The sequence below is a fragment of the Oerskovia rustica genome (assembly GCF_014836555.1).
GTDB lineage: Bacteria > Actinomycetota > Actinomycetes > Actinomycetales > Cellulomonadaceae > Oerskovia > Oerskovia rustica.
This window is the reverse complement of the sequence record NZ_JACSQQ010000005.1, coordinates 1-24,901: the sequence shown is the minus strand read 5'-3', so window position 1 is coordinate 24,901 and position 24,901 is coordinate 1. Positions and strand designations below refer to the sequence as shown.

The 24,901-nt window shown below is 73.7% G+C and carries 21 protein-coding genes, 1 tRNA gene and 1 pseudogene; 9 read left to right on the top strand and 14 right to left on the bottom strand.

Annotation, left to right across the window (positions count from 1 at the left end):
* Positions 1 to 26: 26 nt before the first annotated feature.
* Positions 27 to 2,723 (bottom strand): penicillin acylase family protein, encoded by a 2,697-nt coding sequence (locus tag H9652_RS04000; protein ID WP_191794981.1) that lies wholly within the window; start codon positions 2,721 to 2,723, stop codon positions 27 to 29.
* A gap of 170 nt (positions 2,724 to 2,893) precedes the next feature.
* Here H9652_RS04000 and H9652_RS20440 point away from each other — a divergent pair.
* Positions 2,894 to 3,034: pseudogene (locus H9652_RS20440) on the top strand (FmdB family zinc ribbon protein); the annotation flags it as partial.
* Between the two features lie 14 nt (positions 3,035 to 3,048).
* Here H9652_RS20440 and H9652_RS20435 read toward each other — a convergent pair.
* The gene (locus H9652_RS20435) at positions 3,049 to 3,240 is read right to left on the bottom strand and encodes a hypothetical protein (RefSeq protein ID WP_404821994.1); all 192 of its coding nucleotides are present in this window, start codon (positions 3,238 to 3,240) and stop codon (positions 3,049 to 3,051) included.
* Between the two features lie 80 nt (positions 3,241 to 3,320).
* On the opposite strand from H9652_RS20435, the gene H9652_RS03990 reads away from it, so the two are divergent.
* Both H9652_RS03990 and mscL read left to right on the top strand, forming a co-directional pair.
* Complete coding sequence (locus H9652_RS03990) at positions 3,321 to 4,010, top strand: SAF domain-containing protein (protein WP_191794979.1); 690 nt, start codon at positions 3,321 to 3,323, stop codon at positions 4,008 to 4,010.
* 93 nt (positions 4,011 to 4,103) lie between these two features.
* Complete coding sequence (gene mscL / locus H9652_RS03985) at positions 4,104 to 4,535, top strand: large conductance mechanosensitive channel protein MscL (protein WP_191794978.1); 432 nt, start codon at positions 4,104 to 4,106, stop codon at positions 4,533 to 4,535.
* A 214-nt stretch (positions 4,536 to 4,749) separates the two neighbouring features.
* Here mscL and H9652_RS03980 read toward each other — a convergent pair whose 3' ends face one another.
* From H9652_RS03980 to H9652_RS03970, 3 genes are all read right to left on the bottom strand, one after another.
* The gene (locus H9652_RS03980; protein WP_191794977.1) at positions 4,750 to 4,995 is read right to left on the bottom strand and encodes a hypothetical protein; all 246 of its coding nucleotides are present in this window, start codon (positions 4,993 to 4,995) and stop codon (positions 4,750 to 4,752) included.
* A 52-nt stretch (positions 4,996 to 5,047) separates the two neighbouring features.
* The gene (locus tag H9652_RS03975; protein WP_318243970.1) at positions 5,048 to 9,157 is read right to left on the bottom strand and encodes a hypothetical protein; all 4,110 of its coding nucleotides are present in this window, start codon (positions 9,155 to 9,157) and stop codon (positions 5,048 to 5,050) included.
* A 459-nt stretch (positions 9,158 to 9,616) separates the two neighbouring features.
* Positions 9,617 to 10,261: a vitamin K epoxide reductase family protein gene (locus H9652_RS03970; protein ID WP_191794976.1), complete on the bottom strand. Its 645-nt coding sequence runs from the start codon at positions 10,259 to 10,261 to the stop codon at positions 9,617 to 9,619.
* Positions 10,262 to 11,050: 789 nt separating this feature from the next.
* Here H9652_RS03970 and H9652_RS03965 point away from each other — a divergent pair.
* Positions 11,051 to 12,286 (top strand): alpha/beta hydrolase, encoded by a 1,236-nt coding sequence (locus H9652_RS03965; protein ID WP_191794975.1) that lies wholly within the window; start codon positions 11,051 to 11,053, stop codon positions 12,284 to 12,286.
* A gap of 36 nt (positions 12,287 to 12,322) precedes the next feature.
* Here H9652_RS03965 and H9652_RS03960 read toward each other — a convergent pair.
* From H9652_RS03960 to H9652_RS03935, 6 genes are all read right to left on the bottom strand, one after another.
* Positions 12,323 to 12,398, bottom strand: a tRNA-Arg gene (locus tag H9652_RS03960).
* A gap of 46 nt (positions 12,399 to 12,444) precedes the next feature.
* Positions 12,445 to 13,515, bottom strand: a complete 1,071-nt coding sequence (locus H9652_RS03955) for a glycoside hydrolase family 6 protein (RefSeq protein WP_191794974.1) — start codon at positions 13,513 to 13,515, stop codon at positions 12,445 to 12,447.
* 199 nt (positions 13,516 to 13,714) lie between these two features.
* A complete protein-coding gene (locus H9652_RS03950; protein ID WP_318243969.1) occupies positions 13,715 to 14,914 on the bottom strand; it encodes an ABC transporter permease in 1,200 nt (399 codons plus the stop codon).
* Entirely contained in the window at positions 14,908 to 15,783 is an 876-nt protein-coding gene (locus tag H9652_RS03945) for an ATP-binding cassette domain-containing protein (protein WP_442946339.1), read from the bottom strand. The genes H9652_RS03950 and H9652_RS03945 overlap by 7 nt, the downstream gene beginning before the upstream one ends.
* Complete coding sequence (locus tag H9652_RS20180) at positions 15,780 to 16,895, bottom strand: peptidoglycan-binding protein (RefSeq protein WP_318243968.1); 1,116 nt, start codon at positions 16,893 to 16,895, stop codon at positions 15,780 to 15,782. The genes H9652_RS03945 and H9652_RS20180 overlap by 4 nt, the downstream gene beginning before the upstream one ends.
* The gene (locus H9652_RS03935; protein ID WP_191794973.1) at positions 16,892 to 17,509 is read right to left on the bottom strand and encodes a hypothetical protein; all 618 of its coding nucleotides are present in this window, start codon (positions 17,507 to 17,509) and stop codon (positions 16,892 to 16,894) included. The genes H9652_RS20180 and H9652_RS03935 overlap by 4 nt, the downstream gene beginning before the upstream one ends.
* Positions 17,510 to 17,622: 113 nt before the next feature.
* Here H9652_RS03935 and H9652_RS03930 point away from each other — a divergent pair, with 113 nt between their 5' ends.
* Both H9652_RS03930 and H9652_RS03925 read left to right on the top strand, forming a co-directional pair.
* Positions 17,623 to 18,279 (top strand): response regulator transcription factor, encoded by a 657-nt coding sequence (locus H9652_RS03930; protein WP_138823018.1) that lies wholly within the window; start codon positions 17,623 to 17,625, stop codon positions 18,277 to 18,279.
* Positions 18,276 to 19,646, top strand: a complete 1,371-nt coding sequence (locus tag H9652_RS03925) for a sensor histidine kinase (protein WP_191794972.1) — start codon at positions 18,276 to 18,278, stop codon at positions 19,644 to 19,646. The genes H9652_RS03930 and H9652_RS03925 overlap by 4 nt, the downstream gene beginning before the upstream one ends.
* Here H9652_RS03925 and H9652_RS03920 read toward each other — a convergent pair.
* The 3 genes from H9652_RS03920 to H9652_RS03910 all read right to left on the bottom strand — a co-directional run bounded on the left by H9652_RS03920 (position 19,579) and on the right by H9652_RS03910 (position 22,571).
* Positions 19,579 to 21,057 (bottom strand): ATP-binding protein, encoded by a 1,479-nt coding sequence (locus H9652_RS03920; protein ID WP_225227704.1) that lies wholly within the window; start codon positions 21,055 to 21,057, stop codon positions 19,579 to 19,581. The genes H9652_RS03925 and H9652_RS03920 overlap by 68 nt on opposite strands.
* Before the next feature lie 99 nt (positions 21,058 to 21,156).
* Positions 21,157 to 21,762, bottom strand: a complete 606-nt coding sequence (locus H9652_RS03915; protein ID WP_318243967.1) for a dihydrofolate reductase — start codon at positions 21,760 to 21,762, stop codon at positions 21,157 to 21,159.
* A complete protein-coding gene (locus H9652_RS03910) occupies positions 21,759 to 22,571 on the bottom strand; it encodes a thymidylate synthase (RefSeq protein ID WP_191794971.1) in 813 nt (270 codons plus the stop codon). The genes H9652_RS03915 and H9652_RS03910 overlap by 4 nt, the downstream gene beginning before the upstream one ends.
* 108 nt (positions 22,572 to 22,679) lie before the next feature.
* Here H9652_RS03910 and H9652_RS03905 point away from each other — a divergent pair, with 108 nt between their 5' ends.
* From H9652_RS03905 to H9652_RS03895, 3 genes are all read left to right on the top strand, one after another.
* On the top strand, positions 22,680 to 23,159 hold the full coding sequence (locus H9652_RS03905) for an OsmC family protein (RefSeq protein ID WP_191794970.1): 480 nt from the start codon (positions 22,680 to 22,682) through the stop codon (positions 23,157 to 23,159).
* 63 nt (positions 23,160 to 23,222) lie between these two features.
* Complete coding sequence (locus H9652_RS03900) at positions 23,223 to 24,245, top strand: hypothetical protein (protein ID WP_191794969.1); 1,023 nt, start codon at positions 23,223 to 23,225, stop codon at positions 24,243 to 24,245.
* Positions 24,242 to 24,811 carry an SRPBCC family protein gene (locus tag H9652_RS03895; RefSeq protein ID WP_191794968.1) on the top strand — a complete coding sequence of 190 codons (570 nt, stop codon included), beginning with the start codon at positions 24,242 to 24,244 and terminating at the stop codon, positions 24,809 to 24,811. Before H9652_RS03900 ends, H9652_RS03895 begins: the two co-directional genes overlap by 4 nt.
* Positions 24,812 to 24,901: the final 90 nt, after the last annotated feature.

Below are 24,901 nucleotides of genomic sequence, written 5' to 3'. Positions count from 1 at the left end.
GGAGATGCCCGACGGCGCCGCTCGCCTCAGGGGACGAGCGTCAGCGTGTCCTTGGTCCCGGACCGCACGGCGTCGGCCGTGAACGGCCACGCGTACGTCTCGCCCGCGGCCCAGGTGCCGAGCTGGTCCTCGTAGTGCTTCGACGCCGGGTGCCCCGAGGCGCCCGTGACGGTGACCCACGTCGAGGCGTCCAGGTCGTCGAGGTCGACGACCATGCGCATCGACGGGCCCGACGTGACCTCGAAGCTGCCCGAGGCCGCGTCCCACGACGTCGCGTTGACGATCGACGAGCCGCCCGGCATGGCCACCTTGCGGGGGTTCATGTAGGCCCGGACGAAGCCCGGGACGGCCTCGTTGTCCAGGACCAGGTGGCCGAGCGAGAGCGTGTGGAGCTTGCCCCACTCCCAGTCGGTCGTCTTCTTCGACAGCTCGGTCGTCAGGTCGAGACGGGCCGAGGTGATCGCCCGGTTGAGGACCTCGTCACGGGTCTCGACGACGCTCACGGTCTGACGGTCGTCCCAGAACGCGTTCGTCTCGTCGGCGAGCATGTTCTGCACGACGGCCAGCCACCGGCTGCCGCCCGCGGGACGGATGCTCTCCGGCAGGTCGTCCCAGAACGTGATCTCGAGCAGGTTGCGCCACACCGCGGCGAAGTACGCGGCGGCCGCCGAGTCCTTGTCCATGTGCTGGTCCCAGTCGGCGAGGAGGTCCTGTCCCTCGGCCGCGAAGTCGTTGCGCACGCCCTTGCTGTTCTCGACGTCCTGCTCGAGGAGCAACGGCACGAGGGCCGCGGCGTACGGGCTCCAGTCGTCGTTCTGGATCTCGTTCATGGTCTGGGCGTCGACCTTGCGACCCGAGTCGATCTCCTCCTGCAGGAGGGTGCGGATGCGCTGCGAGCGGTATCCGTAGTCCCAGTCCGTCGTGAGGAACGGGGTGGTGCCGGCCGGCAGGACGGCCTGGTTCGCGGCGACGATGAACCCCTCCTCGGGGTCGACCACACCGGGCATCTGCGCGGCGGGCACGTATCCGGTCCAGTCGTAGCGCTCGTCCCAGCCGGGCCGCGGCCACGTCCCGTCGGAGGGAACCGGGCCCTCGACGTTCGCCCGTACCGGGATCCGGCCCGGCGCCTGGTAGCCGATGTGCCCGTCCGTGGTCGCGAAGACGATGTTCTGCGCAGGGACCTCGAACAGGGCCGCGGCCGCCTTCATGTCCTCGGCGTCCGACGCGAGGTTGAACGCGAAGACCGCGTCCGCGGTGTGCCCGGGGTCGAGCGCGGTCCAGCGGAGCGAGACCTCGTAGTCCCCGAGCGGGGTGCCCTCGGTCGGGGACTCCGCGACCCTGTCCATCGGGAGGACGGTCGAGACGATCGGACCGTGGACCGTCGAGGCGATCTTCAGCTCGACGTCCTCGCCGCCGTTGACCTTGATGGTCTCCGTACGCGTCTCGAGCGACTCCCAGTCGTCGCCCCGCAGGTACGTGTCGTCACGCACGCGCTCGATGAAGAAGTCGGTGACGTCCGCACCCATGTTGGTCAGTCCCCAGGCCACGTCGGCGTTGTGACCGATGATCACACCCGGGAAGCCCGCGAACGAGAACCCCGAGACGTCGAACCCGCAGGCGGCGCTGACCTCGTTGCAGTGGAGCCCGACCTGGGCCCACACACCGGGGGCCTGGAGGGACAGGTGCGGGTCGTTGGCCAGCAGGGGCTTGCCGCTCGTCGTGTGCTCACCCGAGACGACCCACGAGTTGGAGCCGGTGCCCTCACCGCGGCCGACGAGCACGGGCACGGCCGCGAGCGCTGCGTCCGCCGCCGCGACGGCGGACTGGAGCTCGCTGCCCGCAAGGGTCGGTGCGTACGCGGTCTGCTCCGCGCCCTCGACCTGGACGGGCTCGCTCGTGGTCGGCACCTCGGAGGGGTCGAGGACGGGGAGGTTCGCCTGGGCCGCGTAGGGGGGGAAGAGGGTGCTCACCCGGGCGACGTCCTGGGCGACCTTGGCAGGATCCTGGGCTCCGTTCGGGGCGCCCGCGAAGCCTCCGTACGCGATCGCGCGCTCGAGCTCGTCGTCGTAGTTGCCGCGCAGGTCCCAGGCCATGGCCTTGAGCCACGCGAGCGAGTCGATCGGGTCCCAGGGCTCGGGGTCCGGCACCGAGACGCTCGTGCCGAGCACCGTGTACTCGAGCGCGATCTCGCTCGGGTCGCGGTCCTCGATGTAGGCGTTGACGCCGTCCGCGTAGGCCTGGAGGTAGGCCTTCGTCTCGGGGGCGAGGATCTTCCACTCCTCCTCGGCGACGAGGCGCCAGCCGAAGGTGCGGGTGACCTTGTCCGCGTCGATCGCGACCTGGCTGTCGCCGACGAGCTCGGCCAGACGGCCCGCGGTCACGTGCCGGCGGTAGTCCATCTCGAAGAAGCGGTCCTGCGCCTGGACGTACCCCTGGGCACGGAAGAGGTCCTCGGGCGTGTCGGCGTAGATCTGCGGTACGCCCTGGGCGTCGCGCAGCACGCTGACCTCGGCGTCGAGGCCCGTCAGGGTGAGGGTTCCGTCGGTCTGCGGGAGCGGGCGGCGGACGGTGACGACCGCGAACACCGACACGGCGACCAACAGCACGACCACGAGCGCGGCGATCGCGATCACGCCCCGGCGGACGCGCGAACCTCCCCGTCGGGCAGCAGGGACGGGCGGCGGGGGGTCGCCGTGGACTCCGGCGGGGACATCAGCAGACACGGTGCGAGACTACCCCGGGCAGGCCGGGCGTATGATTAGCACTCAGAAGCCACGAGTGCCAGTCCGGCTGTGTCCTTCCGTCGACCTGACGCGCACGCCGGACGCCACGGACCAGGCTCGCGCCCGGCTCGTGAAGACCGCACTCCCCCGCGACCTCTTGAGGAGAGACCGTGCCCACCTACGCGTACACGTGCACTGCCTGCGGCCACGCCTTCGACATCCACCAGGCGTTCACCGACGACGCGCTCACCGTGTGCCCCGAGTGCGGTGGCCGGCTGCGCAAGGTCTTCTCGTCGGTCGGGGTGACCTTCAAGGGCTCGGGCTTCTACCGCACCGACTCGCGTTCCTCGAAGTCGTCGAGCACGGGCTCGACGACGCCTGCGACGCCCGCGAAGTCCGCCGACTCGTCGAGCAGCTCGTCGAGCAGCTCGTCGTCCGGGTCGTCGAGCAGCGGGTCGTCGGGCTCCTCGGGCTCCTCGACGCCTTCGGCGAGCTGACACTGCAGCGGGCCGTGCACAGGTAGCGCCCGTGGCGCCCTGTGCACAGGTCGGTGGGCCGTGCCGCGGGCTGCCCGTGCGTGCCGCCTAGCGTCGGCGCATGGCTCCTCCTGCATCGTCCGCTGCTCGCGCACCGGGTCGCCGTGCGTCCACGGCCCGACGGCGCCTGCGCGCCCTCGTCTGGCGCTCGCGCCTCGTGCTGCTCGCCCTGGGCTGCGGCCTGGTCGCCGCCGTCGTGGTGGACCGCCTGAGCCCTCCACCACCGGACACGAGGCCCGTGGTCGTGACGGCCCGAGCGGTCGGAGCCGGCACCGTGCTGACCGAGGGGGACGTCACGGTCGTCCCCGTCGCCGCCCGGCTCGCCCCGGAGAGCTCACTGACCACGGTGAGCGACGCCGTCGGGCGGACCACGGCGGTCGCCCTGCCGGCGGGGCAGGTCCTCTCGCCCTCGCTCGTCGCCGCGGGCGACCTTGCGGCCATGGCTCCCGGCGGGACGGTCGTGGCGCCCGTGCGCCTCTCCGACCCCGACGTCGCCGCGCTCCTGCACCCCGGCGACCGCGTCGACCTGCTCGCGGCCACGGGCAGCGCGGGCGACGCCGTCACGGGCAGCCATCTCGCGCGGCGGGCCCTCGTGGTGGCAGGGGCCCCGGCGTCGGCCTCGTCCGGTGGACTGCTCGGTGACGGCACCCAGGAGGGCGGCGTCACGCTCGTCGCCGTGCTCCCGGAGGAGGCCGCGGCGCTCGCCGGCGTCGGCGAGTGGGGTGGCCTGTCCGTGGTCCTGGTGCCCTGAGCATGGAAGGATCGCGTCCGGACCTCGCTCGTGCGACGGGCACCGCCGAACGCCGCGCGCGCCCCGTCCGCACCCTCTCGAAAGGAACCTCGTATGAAGAACGTGTTCGACGGCTTCAAGAACTTCGTGCTCCGCGGCAACGCGATCGACCTGGCGGTCGGTGTCGTGATCGGTGGTGCGTTCACGCTCGTCGTGACCTCGATCGTCAACGGCCTGATCAGCCCTCTCGTCGCGGCGATCTTCAGCGAGCCCGACCTCACCGGCGTCGGGAACTTCACCATCAACGGGGCGGTGTTCAGCTTCGGCCTCATCCTCGACGCGCTCTTCAAGTTCCTGTGCGTGGCCGCCGCGCTCTACTTCGTCATCGTCATGCCGATGAACCACCTCGCGGCCCGGCGCAAGAAGGGCGAGGAGGCCGCCCCCGCGGCCCCGGCCGAGGACGTCCTGGTCCTCCAGGAGATCCGCGACCTGCTCGCCGCGCAGAACGCTCGGTCCGCGGACTTCGGCGGTCCGGGCGAACGCTGACCCCTTCGCTTCCCGGGACCGGGGCGGGGTCTCCGTCCTGCTCACCGACGACGGGTCCGCGACGGCTCACCGACGACGCGTCCGCGACGGCGCGAGACGCTGCCCCGGCCACCCTGGTCACAGCGCCCGGGTAGCGCCGTCCGGCCCCGGGGGCGGGGCGTCGTTCCGGTGATCGTCGACGGTTGCGTGGAACACGCCCCGCCCCGCCGGTCCCTCAGGACCAGTGCGGCGGCACGTCGCGCAACAGCTCGGCGTCGTGGCTGTCGGTCGACGCCCCCGGGCGGACGTCGCCCCAGGTCGCGGCGTCGTCGTCGGACCCCAGGCCCGCGACCCCCGCCTGCTCGGTCCCAGGTCGCACGACGCGACGAGACCGGCGACGCGCCGGCCCGGCGGTCGCGGGTCGCGGTGTCGGGTCGACCTGAGCAGGGTCGTCGGAGGGGGCGCTGTCGACGGGGGTCATGATCCCATTGTCTCAGCGTCCCCGACGAGCTCCCGGCTCCCCGGCTGACCCGTCAGTCCGTACCGAACTCGTCGTCCGCGACCACGGGCACGACGACGATGCGGTCGCTGCCACCCGTCTGCGCGATCCCCCCGAGCTCGGGCAGCCGCGCGTCGCGCACGGCCTGGACCACCCGACGGATGCGCTCGGCCTCCTTCGCGGGGTCGAGGAACGCCGCGGCGGACCACACCTGCGCGACGACCCAGCCCGTGCGCTCGAGCCGCTCGGCGAGCTGGCGGTCACGCACGCGCACGCTGCGTTCGGCGACGTAGGCGTCGTCGTCGGTCAGGACCGCGACCAGGAGCTCGCCCGGGATGTCGGGGTGCCCGACGACCAGCGGGATCCGGTCTCCGCCGACCACGCCGTAGTCGGTCTCGACCACGAGCCCCGCGCGCCACAGGCGCTCGGCGAGGTCGATCACGAGCCGGTCGGGGTTCCCGCCCACGTCCACGCCGTTGCCCAGGGTGACCTGGTCGGCACGACCGTTGCGCTGCTCCGCGAGGTCGAGCACCTCCGCGAGGAGCTTGGCCCCGTGCCCGCGCAGACGCTCGGGGTCGAGGTCGGACGCCGTGAAGCACGTGACGACGTGCAGACGGCGGCGCGTCGAGCCCAGGGTGTCGAGGAGCATTGCGTCGCCGCCCGGCGCGTTGAGCACGCCGAAGCGGTGGAGCACCCGCCCGTGCGGGGTCCGGCCGTAGCCGATCGACAGGACGATCGTGTCCCGGCTGAGTCCGGCGACGCCCGAGACCTCGGCGACCACCACGGGCTCTGCCCGGGCGCCCGAGAAGAAGACGGCCAGGGCCGGGTTCTGCCGGACCTCGCCGAGGAGCGCGTCCCGGATCCGGTCGGCGTGCACGGAGCTCACGGTGACGATCGCGAGCGACTCCTCGGGTCGTGTCATGGCGTGCTCGATCGCGATCTCCACGACGCGGTCGACCTCGGCCTGCGTGCTCTCGACCGCGCCCGACGCCGGGTCCGGCATGCCCGCGCCGTCGACCAGGTCGAGGTGGACGAGCGGCTCCGCGCGGGGCAGCGGGCTGGGCCGTAGGACGCCCTCGTAGCCGTGCGCGGCGAGGAAGGCCGTGAGGTACGGGTCACGACGCGTGCCGCCTGCGGACAGGGCGACCGTCGGCAGGATCGCGGCGAGCTCGCCCACGGTCGAGCCCGAGGCGGCCCGCGGGTCGCCGAACACGACGACCTGACGACCGCGCGCGATCGAGGACAGGACCAGCTCGACCGGGATGTGCTGCGCGGCGTCGAGGATCACGAGGTCGACGGTGCGGGTCGGGGTGAACAGGTGCGGCACGAGGGTCGGGGACGCGACGACGCAAGGCCGCAGGCGGCGCAGCACCTCGGGGTAGCGCTCGTGGGCGTCGCGCAGGCTCGTCATCCGCCCCTCGAGGAGCTCGGTGAACAGCGCCTCGGCCTCGGTGCGGTGGTCGCGCATCGCCGCGCCGAGGTGCTCGCGCACGGCGAGCCGCACGGGCGCGGACAGCGCTGCGACGTGCGTGCGGTCGAGGTCGCGGAACCGACCGGCCAGTGCTTCGAGACCGGCCCCGTCCTGCCCGGCGAGCGCCGGGTCCTGCGCGAGGATCTGCTCGAAGACCGAGCTCCACCAGGCGAGGTCGAGCTCGGGGCCCACGAGCTCGGGCTCGACACGGCGAGCCGAGAGGTCGTCGAGCAGGTCGCCGAGGCCGTCGTCGCGCAGCGTCCGCAGCGCGGACGTCCGCGCAGGCAGGTTCTCGAGCGCCTCCTGGTCCTCGCCGAGGGCTGCGAGACGCGCCGCCAGCTCGCTGATCGGCAGGTCGAGGAGGTCCGACCCGACGGGGGTCGTGGCGAGGACCGGGTCGAGGTACTCGAGGTCGATCCTGACGGCCTCGTAGGTGTCCTCGATCGCGGCGAGCCCCTCGGGGAGGGTGGGCCACCCGCCGCGCGGGCACTGCGCCTGCCAGACGGCGCGCTGCGCCTGGACCTCGATGAGGGCTGCGTGCAGGTCGGGAACCCGGACGCCGGGACGGAGCATGTCCTTGGCCTGTCGGCGCAGGCGTCGGCGGTGGGCCCAGCCCATGTCGATGCCGTTCGCGGCCCGCCACTCGCGCGTGCCGGTCGCCTCGACGAGGTCGGTCGCGGTGCGCTCGAAGATCATGGGCTGGAACGCGTCGAGGGTGCCGCGCATGCCGCCGAGCATGCGGAGCTGGTCGCCCCACTGCCGGACGGTCGTGGCGGGGGTGAGGCCCGTGGTCGTCGCGACGGAGGCGACCTGGTCGCGGAGCTGCGGCAGCGTGTGCCCGGAGAGCCGTTCGACCCGGACCAGGGCGTCCTGCGCGTTCTCGGCGCTCGTGATGTCCGCGCCGAACCAGGGCGTCGACGTCGAGCGGAGCGTGAAGGCCCCGACCTCGGCAGCGCGCACGAGGCGGGCCGAGAGCTCGGCCCGGCGCTCGGCGCCGATGCGGATCGTGACGTCGGGTCCCAGGCGGACGGTCGTGCCGGGGGCCGGGCGCTGCGCGGTGAGCCGGGCGAGGGCCTGCAGGGCCGCGTAGGCGGACACGCCCCAGGGCTCGCGGACCAGGTGCAGGGACTCGATGTAGCCCGAGAGCTGTGCGCGCGCACCCAGGAGTCCGTCGCGGACCCGCGCGACGGAGTCGGTGTCGACGGTCTCCGCCTCGGCGGCCATGGCCCCGAGCAGACGGTGGGAGGCCGTGGTCCGCCACGTGGGTTCGGGGGCGATGTCGAGCAGCAGCCCGTCGAGCCCGAGCGCGGTGAGGCGGGTCGAGAGCGTCTCCGCGGAGCGCCGGTGGCCCGGGACGTAGAGGATGCTGCGGCCGCTCGCCGCGGCCTCGGCGACGACGGCGGCGATGGTCCCTGCGGTGTCGGCGCCCGGGGGCGCGTCGACGAACAGGTGGCTGCCGGTCGCGAGCGCGTCGATGACGTGGCGCTGCGCGGGGTCGAGGTCGCCCACGCCCCGTTCCTGGGTCGGGTCGGCGTCGCCGACGCGCGGGGCCGGGAGGTCGCGCGCGAGCGCGGTCGCAGCCTCCTCGGAGCCGGCGAGGGCTGCGACGACCTCGTGCCGTTCGAGGCCCGAGGCGAGCTCGTCGAGGTCGTCGACGAGGACCTGGCCGGGGTGGACGAACGTCCCGACGAGGACCCGCTGCGCGAGCTCGAAGTCGCCCAGCACCGCCTTGCCCACGGCCGTGATGCGGGCCAGGGCGTCCGAGGGGTCGAATCCCGCGGGGGTGAAGGCGCTGCGCGCGAGCGTCACGGGGTCGATCAACCCGCCGTGGGCGCGCAGCGTGCGCGCAAGGACGGGGTTGATCTCCACGGTCGGCTCGAGCGTGAGGTCGTAGTCGGTCTCGCTGTCACCGCGCGGGGTGAGCGTGAGGGGCCGCAGGAGGACGGGGGCACGCACGGTTCGCGGCAGGGCGGGCTCGGCGTCCGTGCCTTCAGCGCCGTCGCGCGCGGGCCCTTCTCCCTGCCCGACGGCGCCACCCGCCGTGGGCGGGGTCGTCGCGGTCTGCGGCGGGTCGCCGGGGTCCCCCGCGGCGGGGCCCGCGGGCAGGCCCGTGGCACCGTCGATGGTCCGGCTGTACGTGGTCCCGGCGACGTGCGCGAGGGCGGCGACGTCGTCGGTCGGGAGGCGGGAGGGCTCGCCCTCGGTCCAGGTGGTGACGCCGATCGCGAGGTAGGTCGGCGCGACCCCGTAGCGCTGGGCGTGCTCCTGCGAGCGGACGACCACGGCGCGTGCCCGGCGCCGCGCGGCGGGCAGGGAGGCCCCCTCGCGGAACAGGTTGGACAGTCGCGTCGGGCGCCCGGCGAAGAGCTGCGCCACGCCCGAGGGGTGGGCTGCGGTGAGGTCGACGACCGCGTCGCCCAGCAGACCGATGTCGGCGAGCGACGACCCGCCCGCGAGCTCGACGAGCGAGGCACGCCAGGACCGGACGGCGTCCTCGACGAGGTCGGCCGTGGTCGGCGGCTCGACGAGGGTCGGCCTTGCGAGCGTCGTGGATCCCTCGGTGGCCGAGGCCGCACCTCGGACGGCGCTGTCGTGCGCGTCCTGGTCGGTGAGCGGCCGGGCGGGATCGGCCACGGTCTCGCGGGCTGATGGGTTGCGGGCGGCTGCGTTCACTCTCGCACGCTAACCGCCCGGTCGACCGGAACCGGCACCGGCACGCCGGGGGCGGCGACTTCGGGTGGGTCACGGAGGGCGACGTCTGCACGCCGGCGACTACTGAGGGAGGGGTTCGGCACCTGGACGTCCGGAGCGCACCGTCGCGCTGCGGGGAAGGCCGAGAAGAGTGAGGACGGTGCGCACCGCGCAGGGGGCAGGCGATACGCACCGTCAGAGATGATTGTGCAAGGTCTTCGCGCGTTCGTCAAATGTGTCCACGAGTTCGTCGGCACGGAGATGGACGAGCGTCCAGTTCGATGTGTCGGATTGTTCGTGGACGTCCGCTCGGCGTGGTGTGCCCCCGCTCCCGCTCCGTCGCCCCGACGCAGCACGGCCACGCCTCGGGCGAGGCGTGGCCATGAGGTGAGCGGCGCCGTCGGGCAGGGAGGACACCCCGCGCCCGGCCGGGCGCCGTGGTCAGCCGAAGAGCTTGGACCCGTGCTTGAGCAGGACGCCCGCGATCATCAGGACGACCCACGTCGCCGTCAGGAACACGTCCGCGTCCGAGCGGACGAACGACAGCGCCCGCTCCTGCGCCCGGGCCGGCAGGTACAGGTTGTCCTCGATGATGTTCCAGTGCAGCAGCGTCATGAAGACGAGCGTCGTCGAGAGCGTGACGAGCAGGCACCAGGGGCACAGCGCGCCGATCACGAACATCGACTGGTAGAAGAGCCAGTAGGCGAAGATCAGGCCCAGCGTGTAGACGACCTGTGCGGAGAACATGAACCAGCGCGGGAACCGCACCCCGCCGAGGCTCGCGACCGCGATCGTGATGACCACCGGTTCCGCGATCAGCCCCAGGAAGGCGTTGGGGAAGCCGAAGAGCGACGACTGCCACGCGACCCCGACGGCGCCGCAGGACAGGACCTCGTTGACGTTGCACGAGAGCTCGGCCGCAGGGTTCGCCGCGAGCAGGACCGCGTCGTAGGACAGGACGAACGAGGCCGTGAGGCTGACCAGCGCGGAGAACAGCATGGTGCCGAACACCCACTGCCTGCTGTGCCGGAACCCCTTGACGCTCGACGGGTCGGTCCTGTGGTCGTCGTGCAGAACGTCGCTCATGCGTGATGCCCTTCCGGCGGTGGCCCCCGGCCATCCCCGGAAGCCCTTCCAGCCTAGAGGTGGCCACGAGGCTGGACCCGCCGGTGGGGCGTCTCGCGGACGGGTCGCGATCAGCAGATGGACGAAGGGTTGGCGAATGCCGGGAACAGATGGGCGGTGCGCACGTACGGGCTATTGCGGCGGGATACCGGAAAGGCCTCCTGGCGACGTGCGCGAAATGCGTGGCGCCTCTTCTTCTCAAAGACGTCCCGATCGTTCATGGGGTCATGTCGCCCGCACTCCGGGGAGCGATCGTGAATCGACGTCACAGGTATTTCGACGCCCGTCCGGGCCCCCACCCTTCTCACGTCGTGCCGGTCCGTCGCCCGGGCTGGCCGGTCGCCTCGCCAGGCCTCTCGCCTCGCGGCGGGTGCCGGAGGCACGGCAACCTCCGTCCACTCCCCGGGGTGATGCCGTTCAGGCGATCGCCGACAGGAAATCACGGTCGACGAAACCGCCCGACGCCCGATCCCCTGTCGGCCGCCCGAGCTCAGGGCCACCCCTCCGAGAATTCAGTACGGTTTTCAACTACTTGCACGCCGGGTGCGGCGCTCGTCGTGAACTCGGCATTCTCGGGCCTCCCCCGAGCCCGCGACGGGACTTTCACTCCTGCCTCGCACGCCTTTCGACCGCCGTGCGGAACCCACCGCACCCCCGGCCAGACCGGCCTGCCCGACGCGCACCTCCGCGCGCCCCGGTGTAGACCGGGACCAGGGGCGCGACGCGCCCACCGGCCGCGAAGGAGCCGCCATGCCGATCGGGTATCTGGTCCCCGTGCTGCTCGTCGCGTGCTGCACGTCTGCCTCGCTCAGCCCGGCCCGCCGACCCCCGCGGCTGGGCCGTCTCTCCTTCCGGATGAGCGTCCTCGTCAACGAGCAGCCGTTCGCCCTGCTGCTCGTCCTGGGCGCGATCACGGCGCTCGCGCTCGCCGACGGAGACGTCGAGACGACCGGAGGGCGCGTGGCGCTCGTCCTGGCCGTGCTGACCTCCCTCGGTCTTGTCCTGGTCGCCCGACGCGGCCTACGGGCAGCGCCCACGCTCGACCACGCCCTGGTCGACGGTCTGCGCGCAGGACCGGGCACCGTCACGAACCAGGGACTGCCCTGGGCACGGATCCTCCTGGCCCCGTTCGCGGTGCGGCGACGCGACGTCGAGCGCTTGGCCGACCTGCCCTACGGCGGTGTCGGCGACAACGGGGTCGGGGGCGACGGGGGCGGCGCCGCCAGCCATGACTCACGGGGCCGCGAGCACCGGCTCGACGTGTACCGCCCCCGGGCGCGCCCGGCCGACGGGCCGACCCTCGTCTACTTCCACGGCGGCGGCTACGTGAGCGGGCGCAAGGAGCTCGAGGCCCGCGCGATGCTCTCGCGGCTCGCGAGCCGCGGGTGGGTGTGCGTGAGCGCGAACTACGGCCTGCGCCCGACGACGAACTTCCCCGGCCATCTGGTCGACGCCAAGCGGGTTTTGGCCTGGGTCCGGGAGCACGGCGCAGCGTACGGCGCCGACTCGAGCCGCGTGCTCGTCGCGGGCAGCTCAGCGGGCGCGCACCTGGCGTCGCTCGCGGCCCTCACTCCCCGCAACCCGCGGTTCCAGCCCGGCTTCGAGGACGCCGACACCTCCGTGGCCGGGGCCGTGTGCCTCTACGGCTACTTCGGCGAGTACTACGGGAGCGGCCGCGACCGCGAGGTGGAGTCGGCGCCGGATGCCTACCTGCACCCCGCCGCTCCCCCGTTCCTCGTGGTGCACGGGGATCAGGACACCCTGGTCCCGGTCGAGGGGGCACGACAGTTCGTGGCGGACCTGCGCGAGGTCTCGACGAGCCCGGTCGTGTACGCCGAGCTGCCCGGGGCGCAGCACGGGTTCGACCTGTTCCACTCGGTGCGGTTCGACGCCGTCGTCACGGCAGTCGAGGCGTTCGCGGACCGGGTGCTGGCGGCGCGGGGCCGGGCGCCGGAGGTGCCGGTCGAGCGGCGCGAGGAGAGGTGAGGCGGGATGGCCCCGACCTGAAGCTGCGGGACGGGGTGGTGCGCCTGGCCAGATTCGAACTGGCGACACCCGCTTTAGGAGAGCGGTGCTCTATCCCCTGAGCTACAGGCGCGTGGGCGCGATCACGGCGGACCGGGCCCGGTGGGACGCCCGACAGCCTAGCGTCCCGGCCCGGCAGTGTCCCAACCCGCGCGCTCCACGAGCCCGATCGCGTACTCGGGCCAGAACTGACCGGCGGCCGGGTCGCCGCGGTCGCACTCGCCGTCGGACTCCCCGGGGACCTTGACCCAGAGGAACGCGTCGAGGGCGCTGCCGTCGTCGACCGCGCCGGGCTTCTCGCCGAGCGCCCGCCCGGCGGGGTTGCACCAGTCGAGCGGCCCGTCGCCGAGGGGCCCGAGCCCGTTGCGCGACGTGTCGATGACGTAGCGCGTGCCGAGGAGCGCGGCGAGCCGGTCGGCGTAGGCGCGCTCGTCGGCCGTGCTGCGGAAGTTCGAGACGTTGGTCGCGAAGCCGCGCGCGTCGTCGATCCCGGCCTGCCGCAGCCGGTCGGCCATGGTCGGGGCGTCGAGCCACGCCGAGTTCCCCGCATCGAGATAGACGCTCGCGCCCGCGTCCGCGAGCGCCGTGGTCGCCTGCCGCAGGAGCCCGGCTCGGTCGCCCTGCTCGGGGCACGCGCCGAGGTCGGGCAGGGCGTCGGGTTCGAGCACGACGGCGGTGCGTGTGCCGCGCAGCCCGTCGGCGACGGCCTGGGCGAAGGCCGGGTACTCCTCGGGGGTCAGGCCGCCCGCGGAGAACGACCCGCAGTCGCGGGCCGGGATCGCGTAGACCGTGACGATGCCGGTGCGTCCGGCCTCGTTGGCGGCGGTCGCGTAGTCGCGCACGAGGGCCTCGGCCTCCGCGGGCTCGAACCAGTCCCCGACCCACAAGGACGCGCCCGCCTCGCTGACGACGCCGAGCGCCGCGGCGGCGTCGGGGTCGTTCGCCCGGAGCGCCTCGGCGGCGTGCACGGACTGCATGTCCGGGTGGGCGTAGGGCGCGCCCGCGAGGAAGGGGTTCGCGTCGGCCCCTGCGGGCTCGACGGGGGCCGCCGGGGGCGCCTCGGCCGTGGCGGTCTCGCGCGGCGGCTCGGCGGCCTCGGGCACCCCGGGAGTGCACGCCCCCAGCCCGACGGCGAGGATCACCGCTCCCGCCGTGGTCGCGGTCAGGTGTCGGTCGGCTCGCGCGCGCATGTCTCCCCTGTCGTGGTGCGGGCGGCCGGGCCGGGTGGGGCGGGCCGCCTCGGGCCGACGGCGCCCGGTGGTGCGGCGTCGGCGGCTCGCACGCTACGCCGTCGGGGGTGGCTCCGCGCCGTCGTCCCACGGTGGAGGACGCCCCGGGTGTCAGAACGAGCGTGGACTCTGGCTCACGCTCGTCCTGACGACCCGCTGGTCACACCGCCGTGAGCGCCTCCGTGGGGGACATCCGCGCGGCCCGCACCGCGGGGTAGAGCCCGGCGACGGCCCCGATCCCGAGCGTCGCGACGAGCCCGCCCACCACGACCACGGGCGGGACGGAGACCGGCCACTCCTGGGACGTGGCGTACCCGGCCGTGATGCCGATCCCGATGAGGACCCCGGCGGCCCCGCCCATGAGCGAGAGCACCAACGACTCCACGAGGAACTGGCCCCGGATCTGCCCCCTGGTCGCGCCGAGCGAGCGGCGCAGGCCGATCTCGGCGCGTCGTTCGAGGACCGAGATGACCATGGTGTTGGCGACCCCGATCCCGCCCACGAGCAGCGCGACCGCCCCGAGCCCGACGAGCAGCCCTGTGAACGCCTCGTCGGTGGCCTGCTGGGCCGCGAGCGCGTCGGAGGGGCGTGAGACGTCGACCTCGTTGGGCGCCTGCGGGTTGGCCGTGGCGCCGAGGACGCCACGGACCTGTTCGACGGCGTCCTCGCGGGTGCGCGTGTAGATCATGGTCGGCAGCTCGTCCCAGTCCAGGTAGGTCACCGCGGCCTCGCGGCCCACGAGCGCCCCGAGGTCCATCTCGGGGGCGAGCGGCACGGGGTCGAGGATGCCCACGACCGTGAACCACTCGCCGCCGATCCACACCTTGACCGCCGGGTCCGGGGTCGTGATCCCCAGGCGCTTCGCGGTGGTGTGCCCCAGGACGACGGCCGGGTACCGCGCCGTCGCCTCCGAGAGCCAGGCCCCGTCCGCCACGGTGCCCCCGATGGACTCGAGCAGGTCGAGGTCGGCCGCGTACACGCCGATCCCGCCCGACTCCCCCGTCGGGACCAGGTCCGAGCGGTACGCCTTGGCGTCGAGCTGAGCGACCGACGTCGCGTTCTCGACGGGCGCGATCCGGCGCACCATGTCGACCGCCTCGGACGGCAGGGTCGCGGCCTCGCCGAACAGGTCGGTCCCGGGCGCGACACGCAGCAGGTTCGTCCCGAGGGCCGTGAGCGTCCGGTCGAGCTCGGCCCGAGACGAGCTGGAGATCCCGACGACCGCGACCATCGCCGCGATGCCGATCGCGATGCCCAGCGCCGAGAGCACGGCCCGCAGCGGGCGGGTGCGCAGCCCGGTCGCGCCGACGCGCAGGACGTCGGGCGGCCCGAGGCGCGCGGGGCGCAGCGTGGTCAGCACGGTGCCTCCTCGTCGGTCGTGGCCACCCGGGCGTACGGGGCGTAGGGGGCGGCGGCACCCGCGGCACCCGCGAGGACCGTGCCCGCCCCGCCCGGGGGCAGGGTCCCGTCCGCGACGATCTCGCCGTCGCGCATCGCGACCTGCCGGGGCAGGGAGGCTGCGAGCTCGCGGTCGTGCGTGATGATGACGACGGTCGTCCCGGCCGCGTTGAGCCCCCGCAGCACGTCCATGACACCGGCCCCGGCGGCCGTGTCGAGCGCGCCCGTGGGTTCGTCGGCGAGCAGCAGGGGCGGGTCACCGACGACGGCGCGCGCGATCGCGACGCGCTGCTTCTCACCGCCCGACAGCTCGTGCGGACGGTGCGTGAGCCGGTGTCCCAGGCCCACGCGCTCGAGGGCCTCGGCGGCCCGGCGGCGTCGCTCGCGCCGCCCGACCCCCCGGTACAGGAGCCCGTCGGCCACGTTGTCGAGGGCGGAGACCCCGACGGCCAGGTGGAACTGCTGGAAGACGAACCCGATGCGGCTCGCGCGCAGCGCGGACACCTCGCGGTCGTCGAGGTCCTCGACGAGGAAGTCGTCGATCAGGACCCGGCCCGAGGTGGGCCGGTCGAGCGTCCCGATGACGTTGAGCATGGTCGACTTCCCCGAGCCCGACGGCCCGACGATCGCGAGCAGCTCACCGCGGTGGACGTCCAGGTGGACGTCGCGCAGCGCGGCGACGCCGCCCGGGAAGACGCGGGACACCTCGTGCAGGGTCACGACGGGCCCGCCGCCCGCACCGCCGTCGGTGCCCGGCGAGCGGGCACCCGTCGCGGTGTCCCAGGTCTCCGGGTGGGCCACGGCGTCGCGCGCGACGGAGACCGCGCTCACGACGGCATCCCGACGACGTCGCCCTCGGCCACGTCGCCCGTGATCTCGACGCTCCCGTCGGCGAACATCCCGGTGTCCACGGCCACGATCCGGGTCGTGCCTTCCTCGACGACCTCGACCCCGTACCCGCCCTCGGCGAGCGCGAGGAGGGCCGCGACGGGCACGGTCAGGACATCGGGGCGCTCGGCCGCGACGAACGTGACCTTGACCGAGCCCGCATCGGCGTCGGTCCCGTCGGGGAGCGTCACGGTCACGGGGACCGTGGTCTTGTCGGAGGCGCCGGGCATGCCGCTCTCGTCCTCGACCACCTCGGGGCTCCCGACGGCGGAGACCACCGCTTCCGTCGTCGCGCCTCCCGGCAGCTCGACCGTCACGGTGCCGCCCTCGACGGCCCGGTCGCGGTCGGCGCCGTCGCGGGCGGCCGCGCTCGCCCGGTCGCCCCCCGGCGTCGTGAGGACCTCCGCGGCTGCGGCCTCGCCGACGCGCACCTTGAGCGCGTCGACCCGCACCGGCCCCTCGGCCACGAGGACGTCGGACGGGCCGACCGCGCCCGTCTTCTCGACCCCGCGGTCCTTCTGCCACTTCTTGACGGCCTGGGCGGTCGACTCCGTGAACTTCGTGTCCACGGTGAAGCCCGTGTAGCCCAGGGCCTTGAGGTTCTCCTCGAGCTGGCGCACGTCCTCGCCCTCGGTGCCCGTGCCCAGCTCGCGGTACACGGGAAGCGTGCCGAGCAGGAGCACGGTCGGGCGTTCGTCGACCTTGAAGAGCACTCCCCCACGGTCGACGACGTCGCCCACGCCCGGCAGCCACGTGACCGTCCCCCCGCCCCCGCCCTCGGCTCCGCCGGCCCCTTGCTGCCCACGCGCGACGGCCTCGCCGTAGCCGAGCGTGCCCTTGACGGTCGAGCGCTGCACGAGGGTCTGCCGGGTCACGGTCGCGGTCTCCTCGGGACCTGTCGCGGCGGGTGCAGGGTCGTCCCCGCGGCCGAACCCCGTCAGCGCCAGCACGACGCCCGCGCCGATCACGGCGGTGCCCACGACCCCGCCGACCACGAGCCCGCGGCGACGGCGCTTCGGGCTCGGCGCCCCGGGCACCGCGCTCCGGCGGCTCACTCGTCGCCTCCGGGCACGCTCTCGTGCACGCTGAGCCCGGCGCCGGACCCGGACTCGTTGCAGGCCTCGAGCGCGGCCTCGAAGGCCTCCATGTCGTCCCCCACCGACCCGGCCGCGGTCATCCCGCCGTTCGGGTCGGGGTCGGGCATGTCCATGCCGTGGTCACGCATGCACTTGGCGAAAGCGCGCTGGGCCTCGAGGTCCTCGGGGGTCATCTTCACGGGCTCCCCGCCGTTCGGCATGAACTCCCGGCAGGCGTCGAAGGCCGCGTCCATCTCGTCCATGCTGCCCGCCTCGACGGTGCCCGACGTGACCGACAGCCCCCCGTCGGAGTCCGGGTCGGGCATGTCGACGCCGTTGTCGCGCATGCAGCTCGCGAACTGCCGCGCCATGTCGTCGCGCTCGGCGTCGGTCATGTCGTCGAACGACTTCTCGTCCTCCGCCTGGCCGGTCTCGCCCTTCCCGCCGCCGGCGCTCGCGACGTCCGGGGCGTCGTCGGGCGCGCAGGCCGAGAGCGTGACCGTGAGCAGGGCGACGACGAAGGCCGCGGCGGCCGAGCGCCGGCGCGCCACGGGGCGGGCCGCGCCACCGGGGCGGGTCTGGGAGATGTTCATGATGATCCTCACGTCGGGAACGGGTTCAGGAGCAGTCCACCCGACCCCCTGTGAGGCCCTCGTGAGCCGCGACCTCACAGAGATCTCACAGCGCCCACCGGCATGCTCCTGGTGTGCGAGTACTGGTGGTGGAGGACGAGGAGCTCATCGCGCAGGCCGTCGCGACAGGCCTGCGTCGCCTCGCGATGGCGGTCGACGTCGCGCTCGACGGGCACGAGGCGTTGGCGCGGATCGACGTGAACGCGTACGACGTCGTCGTGCTCGACCGGGACCTGCCCGGCGTCCACGGCGACGACGTGTGCCGGGCGATCGTGGCCTCGGACGGGGACTCGCGCGTCCTCATGCTCACGGCGTCGGGCGGCGTGCTGGACCGGGTGACCGGGCTCGACCTCGGCGCCGACGACTACCTCGTCAAGCCGTTCGCGTTCGCCGAGCTGAGCGCCCGCGTCCGGGCCCTGGGACGCCGGGCCCGCCCTGCGGCGCCGCCCGTGCTCGAACGCTCTGGCCTGCGCCTCGACACGAGCCGGCACGAGGTCTACCGGGAGGGGCGCTTCGTGCACCTGTCGCGCAAGGAGTTCGGCGTCCTGGAGGAGCTGCTGCGAGCCGACGGCCGGCCCGTCTCGGCCGAGCACCTGCTCGAGAAGGTGTGGGACGAGAACATCGACCCGTTCACGGGCGTCGTGCGCTTCACCATCAAGCAGCTCCGCCGCAAGCTCGAGGACGCGTCGCTCGTCGAGACCGTCACGGGCGTCGGGTACCGGGTCCCGTGAGGCTCCCCCGCCCCGCGCTGCGCCCGACCCTGCGGGCCCGCCTCACGGCCGTCTACGCCGCCGCGTTCGTCGTCGCAGGAGCCGTGCTCATCGCGGTCCTGTACGTCCTGCTCGCGGCGGCGATCGACCGGCAGCCGGTCGACTCGGTCGGCCTCGCGGTGGGCGCGGTCGAGGCGGCCGACCTCGGTACGTACTCGACCCTCGACCCGTCGCTGACGGCCGAGCTCGTCGCGGGGCAGACCTTCCCGCTGCACGCCGCGGAGACCGTGGACCCCGCGATGACCCTCTCGAGCGGGGCCGACACGTTCGCCGACCTGCGCAAGGTCGTCGAGATCAACAACCAGGAGGCCCGCGACGCGACCCTGCGCAACGTGCTCACCTGGTCGATCCTCGCGCTGCTCGGGATCGGCGTCCTCGCGGTCGGCTTCGGGTGGGTCATGTCGTCGCGTGTCCTCGCCCCGCTGCACCGGATCACGGCAACCGCCCGCCGCGTCGCGGACGACAACCTTCACGAGCGCATCGCGCACACCGGCCCCGACGACGAGCTCAAGGACCTGGCGGACACGTTCGACCAGATGCTCGAACGCCTCGACCGGGCGTTCGACGGCCAACGACGCTTCGTGTCCAACGCCTCGCACGAGCTGCGCACCCCGCTGACGATCACCCGTACCGTCCTCGAGGTCGCGCTCGACGACCCCGGCACGCACGACGACGCGCGCCACCTGGGGGCGACGCTGCTCGCCGTGAACGCACGCCAGGAGCGCCTCATCGAGGGCCTCCTGACGCTCGCCGCCGTGGACCAGGCGCCGCTCGTCCCCGAGCCCGTCGACCTCGCCGAGGTCGCCGCACAGGCCGTCGCGACCGCGGGGCGCGCGGCCCGCGACGCCGACGTCGACCTGCACCTCGACGCCGAGCCGACCCCGACGCAGGGCGACGCGGTCCTGCTCGAACGCCTCGTCCAGAACCTCGTCGACAACGCCGTGCGCTACAACGAGGCGGGCGGCCGCGTGGCCGTCGCGACGCGCCCCGGCCCGGACGGGTCGGTCGAGGTCGCGGTCTCCAACACGGGCCCCGTCGTGCCGTCCTACGAGGTCGAGGCGCTGTTCGAGCCGTTCCGGCGGCTCGGACGCGACGGCGCCGTGGCCGACCGCCGCGGCGGCTACGTGCGGGGCGGCGTGGGGCTGGGACTGTCGATCGTCCGCTCGGTCACGACCGCGCACGGCGGCCAGGTCTCGGCCGAGCCGCGCGAGGGCGGTGGGCTCACGGTCGTCGCGCGGCTGCCGGGCACGCGGGGACCCGTCAGCCCGGCATCGGCACCGGCACGTCCGAACCGCCCTCGACCGTTCGCCGCGCTCCCATCTGGATGATCGCCGGGGCTGGCACGAACCCTCCCGCGACGAGCGCCTCGCCCTGACGGAAGAACGGCGTGGCCGCGAGCAGCTCGGGCGGCGCGAAGCCGTAGACGCTCTCGAGCTCGGCCAGGTCGGCAGGCGAGCTCATGCGCATGACGATCACGTTGTCGCACTGCGAGAGCACGTTGGGGTGGATCTTGGAGGGCCGCTGCGTCGAGAGCAGCAGCCACAGCCCGAACTTGCGCCCCTCGGCGGCGATCTGGATCACCCGCTCGGTCGTGAGGCGCTGGAGCTGGGTCGCGGGCTCGGCCGAGACCACGTTGTGCGCCTCGTCGATCACGACGAGGCGAGGCTTGCGCTCGGCCCGGCCCGACCACAGGTCGTCGAGCAGCGCGAGCGAGACCGCGAGCTGCTCCTCGTGCGTGTGCAGGCTGCCGAGGTCGACCACGACCGCGCGCGGCCCCTCGTCGAGCACCTCGCTGACCGACTGCCCGACACCCGCCCACACGTCCCAGTCCAGGATCCCCAGGTTCTCGACCCGCTGGGCGAGGCGCAGCGCGTCGGGCTCACCCGTCGCGCGCAGCGCCGACGGGATCGAGTGCGGGTTGAGCATGCCCTCGGCCGCGATGCTCCGGTGACCTGCCGCGGCCGCGCCGACCGCGCCCGCGAGGTCCCCCGGCCCTGCGGCGTTCTCGAGCATCCGCAGGAACGTGTTGTACTCGCCGCGGTCGGTCAGCGGGTCGAGCTGCAGGACCGCAGCCTGGCTCGCGGCCTCCATCGCGGTGAGCCGGGCCGTCACCGGGTGGTGGTCGCCGTCGTTGCGCAGGACGCGCACGTCGAGCTCGCGCAGGCGTGCGGCGTCGTCGGGCGACGCGGTCTCGAGCAGCTCGCCGATCCGCACGAAGTCGGAGTTCGGGTCGAGGATGACCATGGGCAGGTCGGTGTCGATGAGGAGCTGTTCGAGGAGCACCCCGAGCGCGTACGTCTTGCCCGAGCCCGACTGCCCGCACAGGAACGTGTGCCGGTTGAAGCGGTGCGGCTGGAGCAGGGCGTCGACGTTCCCGCGGCTGTGGTGCAGCTCGCCGATGCGCAGGGTCGCGCGCTCGCGCGCCTGGAGGGCTTCGAGCACCCCGGCACCGGCGGGCGTGAGGTCGTGCGACGTGAACGGGTCGCCCCCGGACCCGACCACCGTGCCGTCGGGGCGCAGCTCCCCGAGGACCCGCCCGTGCCCGACGGCGTCGCCCGCCTTGGTCGCGCGCGTCAGGACCTGCCCCATCACCAGGGCGGCGCCGGGGTGCTCGGCCGCCTCCGGGAACGTGACGCCGATCGTCACGAAGTCCCCCGGCCCGATGCTCGACTCCCTCGGCAGGCGGTACGTGAACCGGCGTCCGTCGAAGGACTCGGCGAGCGTGGTCTCGGTCGTCATGCGGGGCCTCCGGGGTCGCAGGTCGCGGTGCACGACAAGGATCGACCCGCACGCCCGGAAGCGCACCCGCAGGCGAGGACGCGGGCCGGTCGGACCGGGCTAGGGCCGCCGCTCGTACGTGAGGAACCGGAACCGGACGCCGTCGGCCGAGGTCTGCCAGTCCTCGAGGACCTCCCCCGCACCGCCGGGGCCACCCGGTGAGCCCGCGAGCGCCCAGTCGCCATCCGGACCGGCAGCGAGCGCGGGCGCGAACGCGTCGCCGTCCACCTCGAGGTCGATCTCCGTGACGATGCAGCGGTGCGCGAGGGGCAGGGTCGCGGCGTACACCTGCGCGCCGCCCATGACCCAGACCTGTCCCGAGCCCGACTCCTCGGCGGCTGCCGACGCGCGCGCCAGCCCTTCCTCGACGGACGGGGCGACCACGACGCCGGTGCCGGTCCCGCCCGGGCGGGCGGCGCCGTCGGGCAGCCAGTCCTCCTGGCGCGTGACGACCACGTTGAGCCGACCCGGCAGGGGGCGGAAGCGCGGCGGGAGCGAGTCCCACGTGACGCGGCCCATGAGGACCGGGTGGCCCGTGGTGACGCGGCGGAAGTGCGCGAGGTCCTCGGGCAGGTGCCACGGCATCCCACCGCGGGCCCCGATGACGGGACGGCCCGCGGCGTCGCGCGCCTGGGCCCAGACCAGTCCGAGCACCGGACGGCTCACACGGCCACCGGGGCCTTGATCGTCGGGTGGTGCTGGTAACCCACGACCTCGACGTCCTCGTACGTGTAGTCGAACAGCGAGTCGCGCGGGGCCAGGCGCAGCGTCGGGGCCGGGTAGGCCTCACGGCTGAGCTGCTCGCGCACCTGCTCGACGTGGTTGTCGTAGATGTGGCAGTCGCCGCCCGTCCACACGAAGTCGCCGACCTCGAGGCCGGACTGCGCCGCGACCATGTGCGTGAGCAGCGCGTACGACGCGATGTTGAACGGGACGCCGAGGAACAGGTCCGCGCTGCGCTGGTAGAGCTGGCACGAGAGCCTGCCGTCGGCCACGTAGAACTGGAACATCATGTGACAGGGTGGCAGCGCCATGCCCCCGAGCTCGCCCACGTTCCACGCCGAGACGATCATCCGGCGCGAGTCCGGGTTGGTGCGCAGCGTCTCGAGGACCTGGCTGACCTGGTCGACGTGCTGGCCGTCGGGCGTGGGCCACGAGCGCCACTGGACGCCGTACACGGGGCCGAGCTCGCCGTCCTCGTCGGCCCACTCGTCCCAGATCTTCACGCCGTGCTCCTGGAGCCAGCGCACGTTCGAGTCGCCGCGCAGGAACCACAGCAGCTCGTAGACGATCGACTTCAGGTGCACGCGCTTGGTCGTGACGAGCGGGAAGCCCTGCGACAGGTCGAAGCGCATCTGGTGGCCGAACACGCTGCGCGTCCCCGTCCCCGTGCGGTCCGACTTGTGCGTCCCGGTCTCCAGGACGAGCCGGAGAAGGTCCTCGTAGGGCGTGGGAATCGGCTGCTGCGCGGGCATGTTGCGAGTGTAGGCAAACCGATCACCGCAGCGCGCTCCGGACCACGAGGTGTCCTGCGGTCCGAACACCCGGATCGGCACCACCCCGAGGATGGGAAGATCAACAGCATGACGAACCCCACAGCCGCAGCCGAAGAGATCCCCGCGTCGTCCCCGTCCCCGGCGGACGCCCTGTGGGTCGAGCGCACCGGCACCCGCACGTACACCGGCTTCTCCGCGCGTGGCGCGAGCGTGTCGATCGGCCCGGCGAGCGCGGGCGCCGTCTTCACCCCGGGCGAGCTCCTCAAGATCGCGCTGGCCGCGTGCGCGGGCATGAGCAGCGACGCGCCGTTCGCGCGCCGCCTGGGCGACGACTACGAGGTGACGATCCGCGTCGACGGCGCCAAGGACATGGCCGAGGACCGCTACACGGCCATCACCGAGCACTTCGAGATCGATCTGACGGGCCTCGAGGACGACGCGCGCGAGCGTCTCCTGAAGGTCGCGGACCGCGCGATCGAGACCACGTGCACCGTAGGGCGAACGGTCAAGAACGGTGCGACAGTGGAGCACACCTTCGGCCCGGTCGTGGGTGCGGTCGGCGAGTGATCGCCGCCTGATCCCGCGGTCTCGGTCGCGGGGTCACCAGGAGCCACAGGAGGGAGTCGTCCGATGGGTCGCAAGAAGAAGGACACCGACACCCAGATGGCCGTCTGGGGAACGTCGGACAGCGTACGACCGGTGCCGCAGCCGCACTCGCACCTGACGGCGGTCCAGGACGCCCCCGAGGGGGCGCCGGCCGACGACTGGGGCGACCTGCGCAGCACGCCCCTGCTCGACGCCGCGCTCGACAAGGCCGTCACCATCCCGTCGTCCGTCATCCACGCGCACGTCGACGGGCTGCGCCGCCGCAACCCGCACGCGTCGCCCGCACAGATCATCGGCATCCTCGAGCGCGAGTACCTCATGGTCATCGGCACGGCCGGGGGCGCGGTCGGGGCGGCCGCGGCCTTCCCGGCGGTCGGCACGGGCGTGGGCATCGCGCTGACCGCGAGCGACGTCGCGACGTACTTCGGGTCATCGGCCGCGTTCTCGCTCGCGGTCGCGGACGTGTACGGCTTCGAGGTCGACGACGCCGCGCGCCGCCGCGCCCTCCTCCTCGCGTCGGTCCTCGGGGACAAGGGCTCGCAGCAGGTCGAGAAGGCCGTGGGCGGGTCCGCGATGGCGTGGGGCAAGGTCCTCATGACGAGCATGCCGGCGAGCACGCTCAAGCAGGTCAACAAGGCCCTGACGAACAAGTTCCTGCGGACCCAGATGGTCAAGCACGGGGGCCTCGCGATCGGGCGGCTCGTGCCGTTCGGCGTGGGCGCGGTCGTGGGGGTCGCGGGGTCCCGCGCGCTCGGCAAGACCGTGATCAGCCAGTCGCGGCGGGCCTTCGGTCCACCGCCGCAGGCGTTCCGGCCCGTGCTGGAGGTCGTCGAGGTGCCCGACGGCGCCGCTCCCCCGCTGCTCGTCCCCGCACCAGCCGACCGGCTCGGCATCGTCGACGCCCCGGTGCCCGGTGCGGGACCCGGAGTGGTCGACGAGGCCGCCGAACGGGACGCCGCTCGCCGGGCCGGAGGCTCGGCCGGGACGGACGGCACGCCGCGCGGCATCCGGTCGGTGCGCTGGCGCCGACCCAGGAAGACTTCGTGACGCCTGAGGACCAGGGGGGTCGCGCGTCGACGCCCGGCCGCGTCGAGCTCACGCACGTGCTCCCGCTCAGCGCCGAGCGTGCGTTCGCGCTCGTCGCCGACGTGCGGACGCACCCGCGGTGGGTGCCGCTCAGCCGCGGGGTGTTCCACGGTCCCGAGGGTTCGCCGGTGCCCGCGACCGCCTGGCGTCCGGGCGTCGGCGCCGAGTTCACGATGGTCTCGGGACCGTTCGCACCCCAGGGAGCGCCGGGCTTCCCCGACCGGATGCGGATCACCCGCTGGGAGCCGCCCGGCGACGAGGGGCAGGCGGGTCGCGCGACGTACCTGAAGCTCGGGCCGGCGCTGCTCGGGGAGGCGGGGATCGTCGTCGTGCCGCTCGCCGGCCACCACCTGCCCGCCACGACGCCGCACGAGCCCGTCGCGCGGTGCGCCGTGACCTGGTGGGAGGACGTGTACCTCGCCGGTCCGCTGCCCCGGGCCGTGACTGCGCCGTTCGCGGCACGCGTGCTGGACCTCATGATCCGGCTGTCGCTGCGCCGTCTGGACACGATGGTGGCCCGGGGCTGAGCCCCCCTCCGCACGGCCCTGCCCCCCGGCCCCCGGTACCGAACATGCTGGTGGCGTTCGCCGAACACGCGGTGGGCGTCGGGATCCGAC

Bases quoted from the DNA above. Each gene is read 5' to 3' on its own strand.
- H9652_RS03990 (WP_191794979.1), top strand. From the start codon at position 3,321: ATGGCTCCTCCTGCATCGTCCGCTGCTCGCGCACCGGGTCGCCGTGCG.
- mscL (WP_191794978.1), top strand. From the start codon at position 4,104: ATGAAGAACGTGTTCGACGGCTTCAAGAACTTCGTGCTCCGCGGCAAC.
- H9652_RS03980 (WP_191794977.1), bottom strand. From the start codon at position 4,995: ATGACCCCCGTCGACAGCGCCCCCTCCGACGACCCTGCTCAGGTCGAC.
- H9652_RS03970 (WP_191794976.1), bottom strand. From the start codon at position 10,261: ATGAGCGACGTTCTGCACGACGACCACAGGACCGACCCGTCGAGCGTC.
- H9652_RS03965 (WP_191794975.1), top strand. From the start codon at position 11,051: ATGCCGATCGGGTATCTGGTCCCCGTGCTGCTCGTCGCGTGCTGCACG.
- H9652_RS03955 (WP_191794974.1), bottom strand. From the start codon at position 13,515: ATGCGCGCGCGAGCCGACCGACACCTGACCGCGACCACGGCGGGAGCG.
- H9652_RS03935 (WP_191794973.1), bottom strand. From the start codon at position 17,509: ATGAACATCTCCCAGACCCGCCCCGGTGGCGCGGCCCGCCCCGTGGCG.
- H9652_RS03920 (WP_225227704.1), bottom strand. From the start codon at position 21,057: ATGACGACCGAGACCACGCTCGCCGAGTCCTTCGACGGACGCCGGTTC.
- H9652_RS03910 (WP_191794971.1), bottom strand. From the start codon at position 22,571: ATGCCCGCGCAGCAGCCGATTCCCACGCCCTACGAGGACCTTCTCCGG.
- H9652_RS03905 (WP_191794970.1), top strand. From the start codon at position 22,680: ATGACGAACCCCACAGCCGCAGCCGAAGAGATCCCCGCGTCGTCCCCG.
- H9652_RS03900 (WP_191794969.1), top strand. From the start codon at position 23,223: ATGGGTCGCAAGAAGAAGGACACCGACACCCAGATGGCCGTCTGGGGA.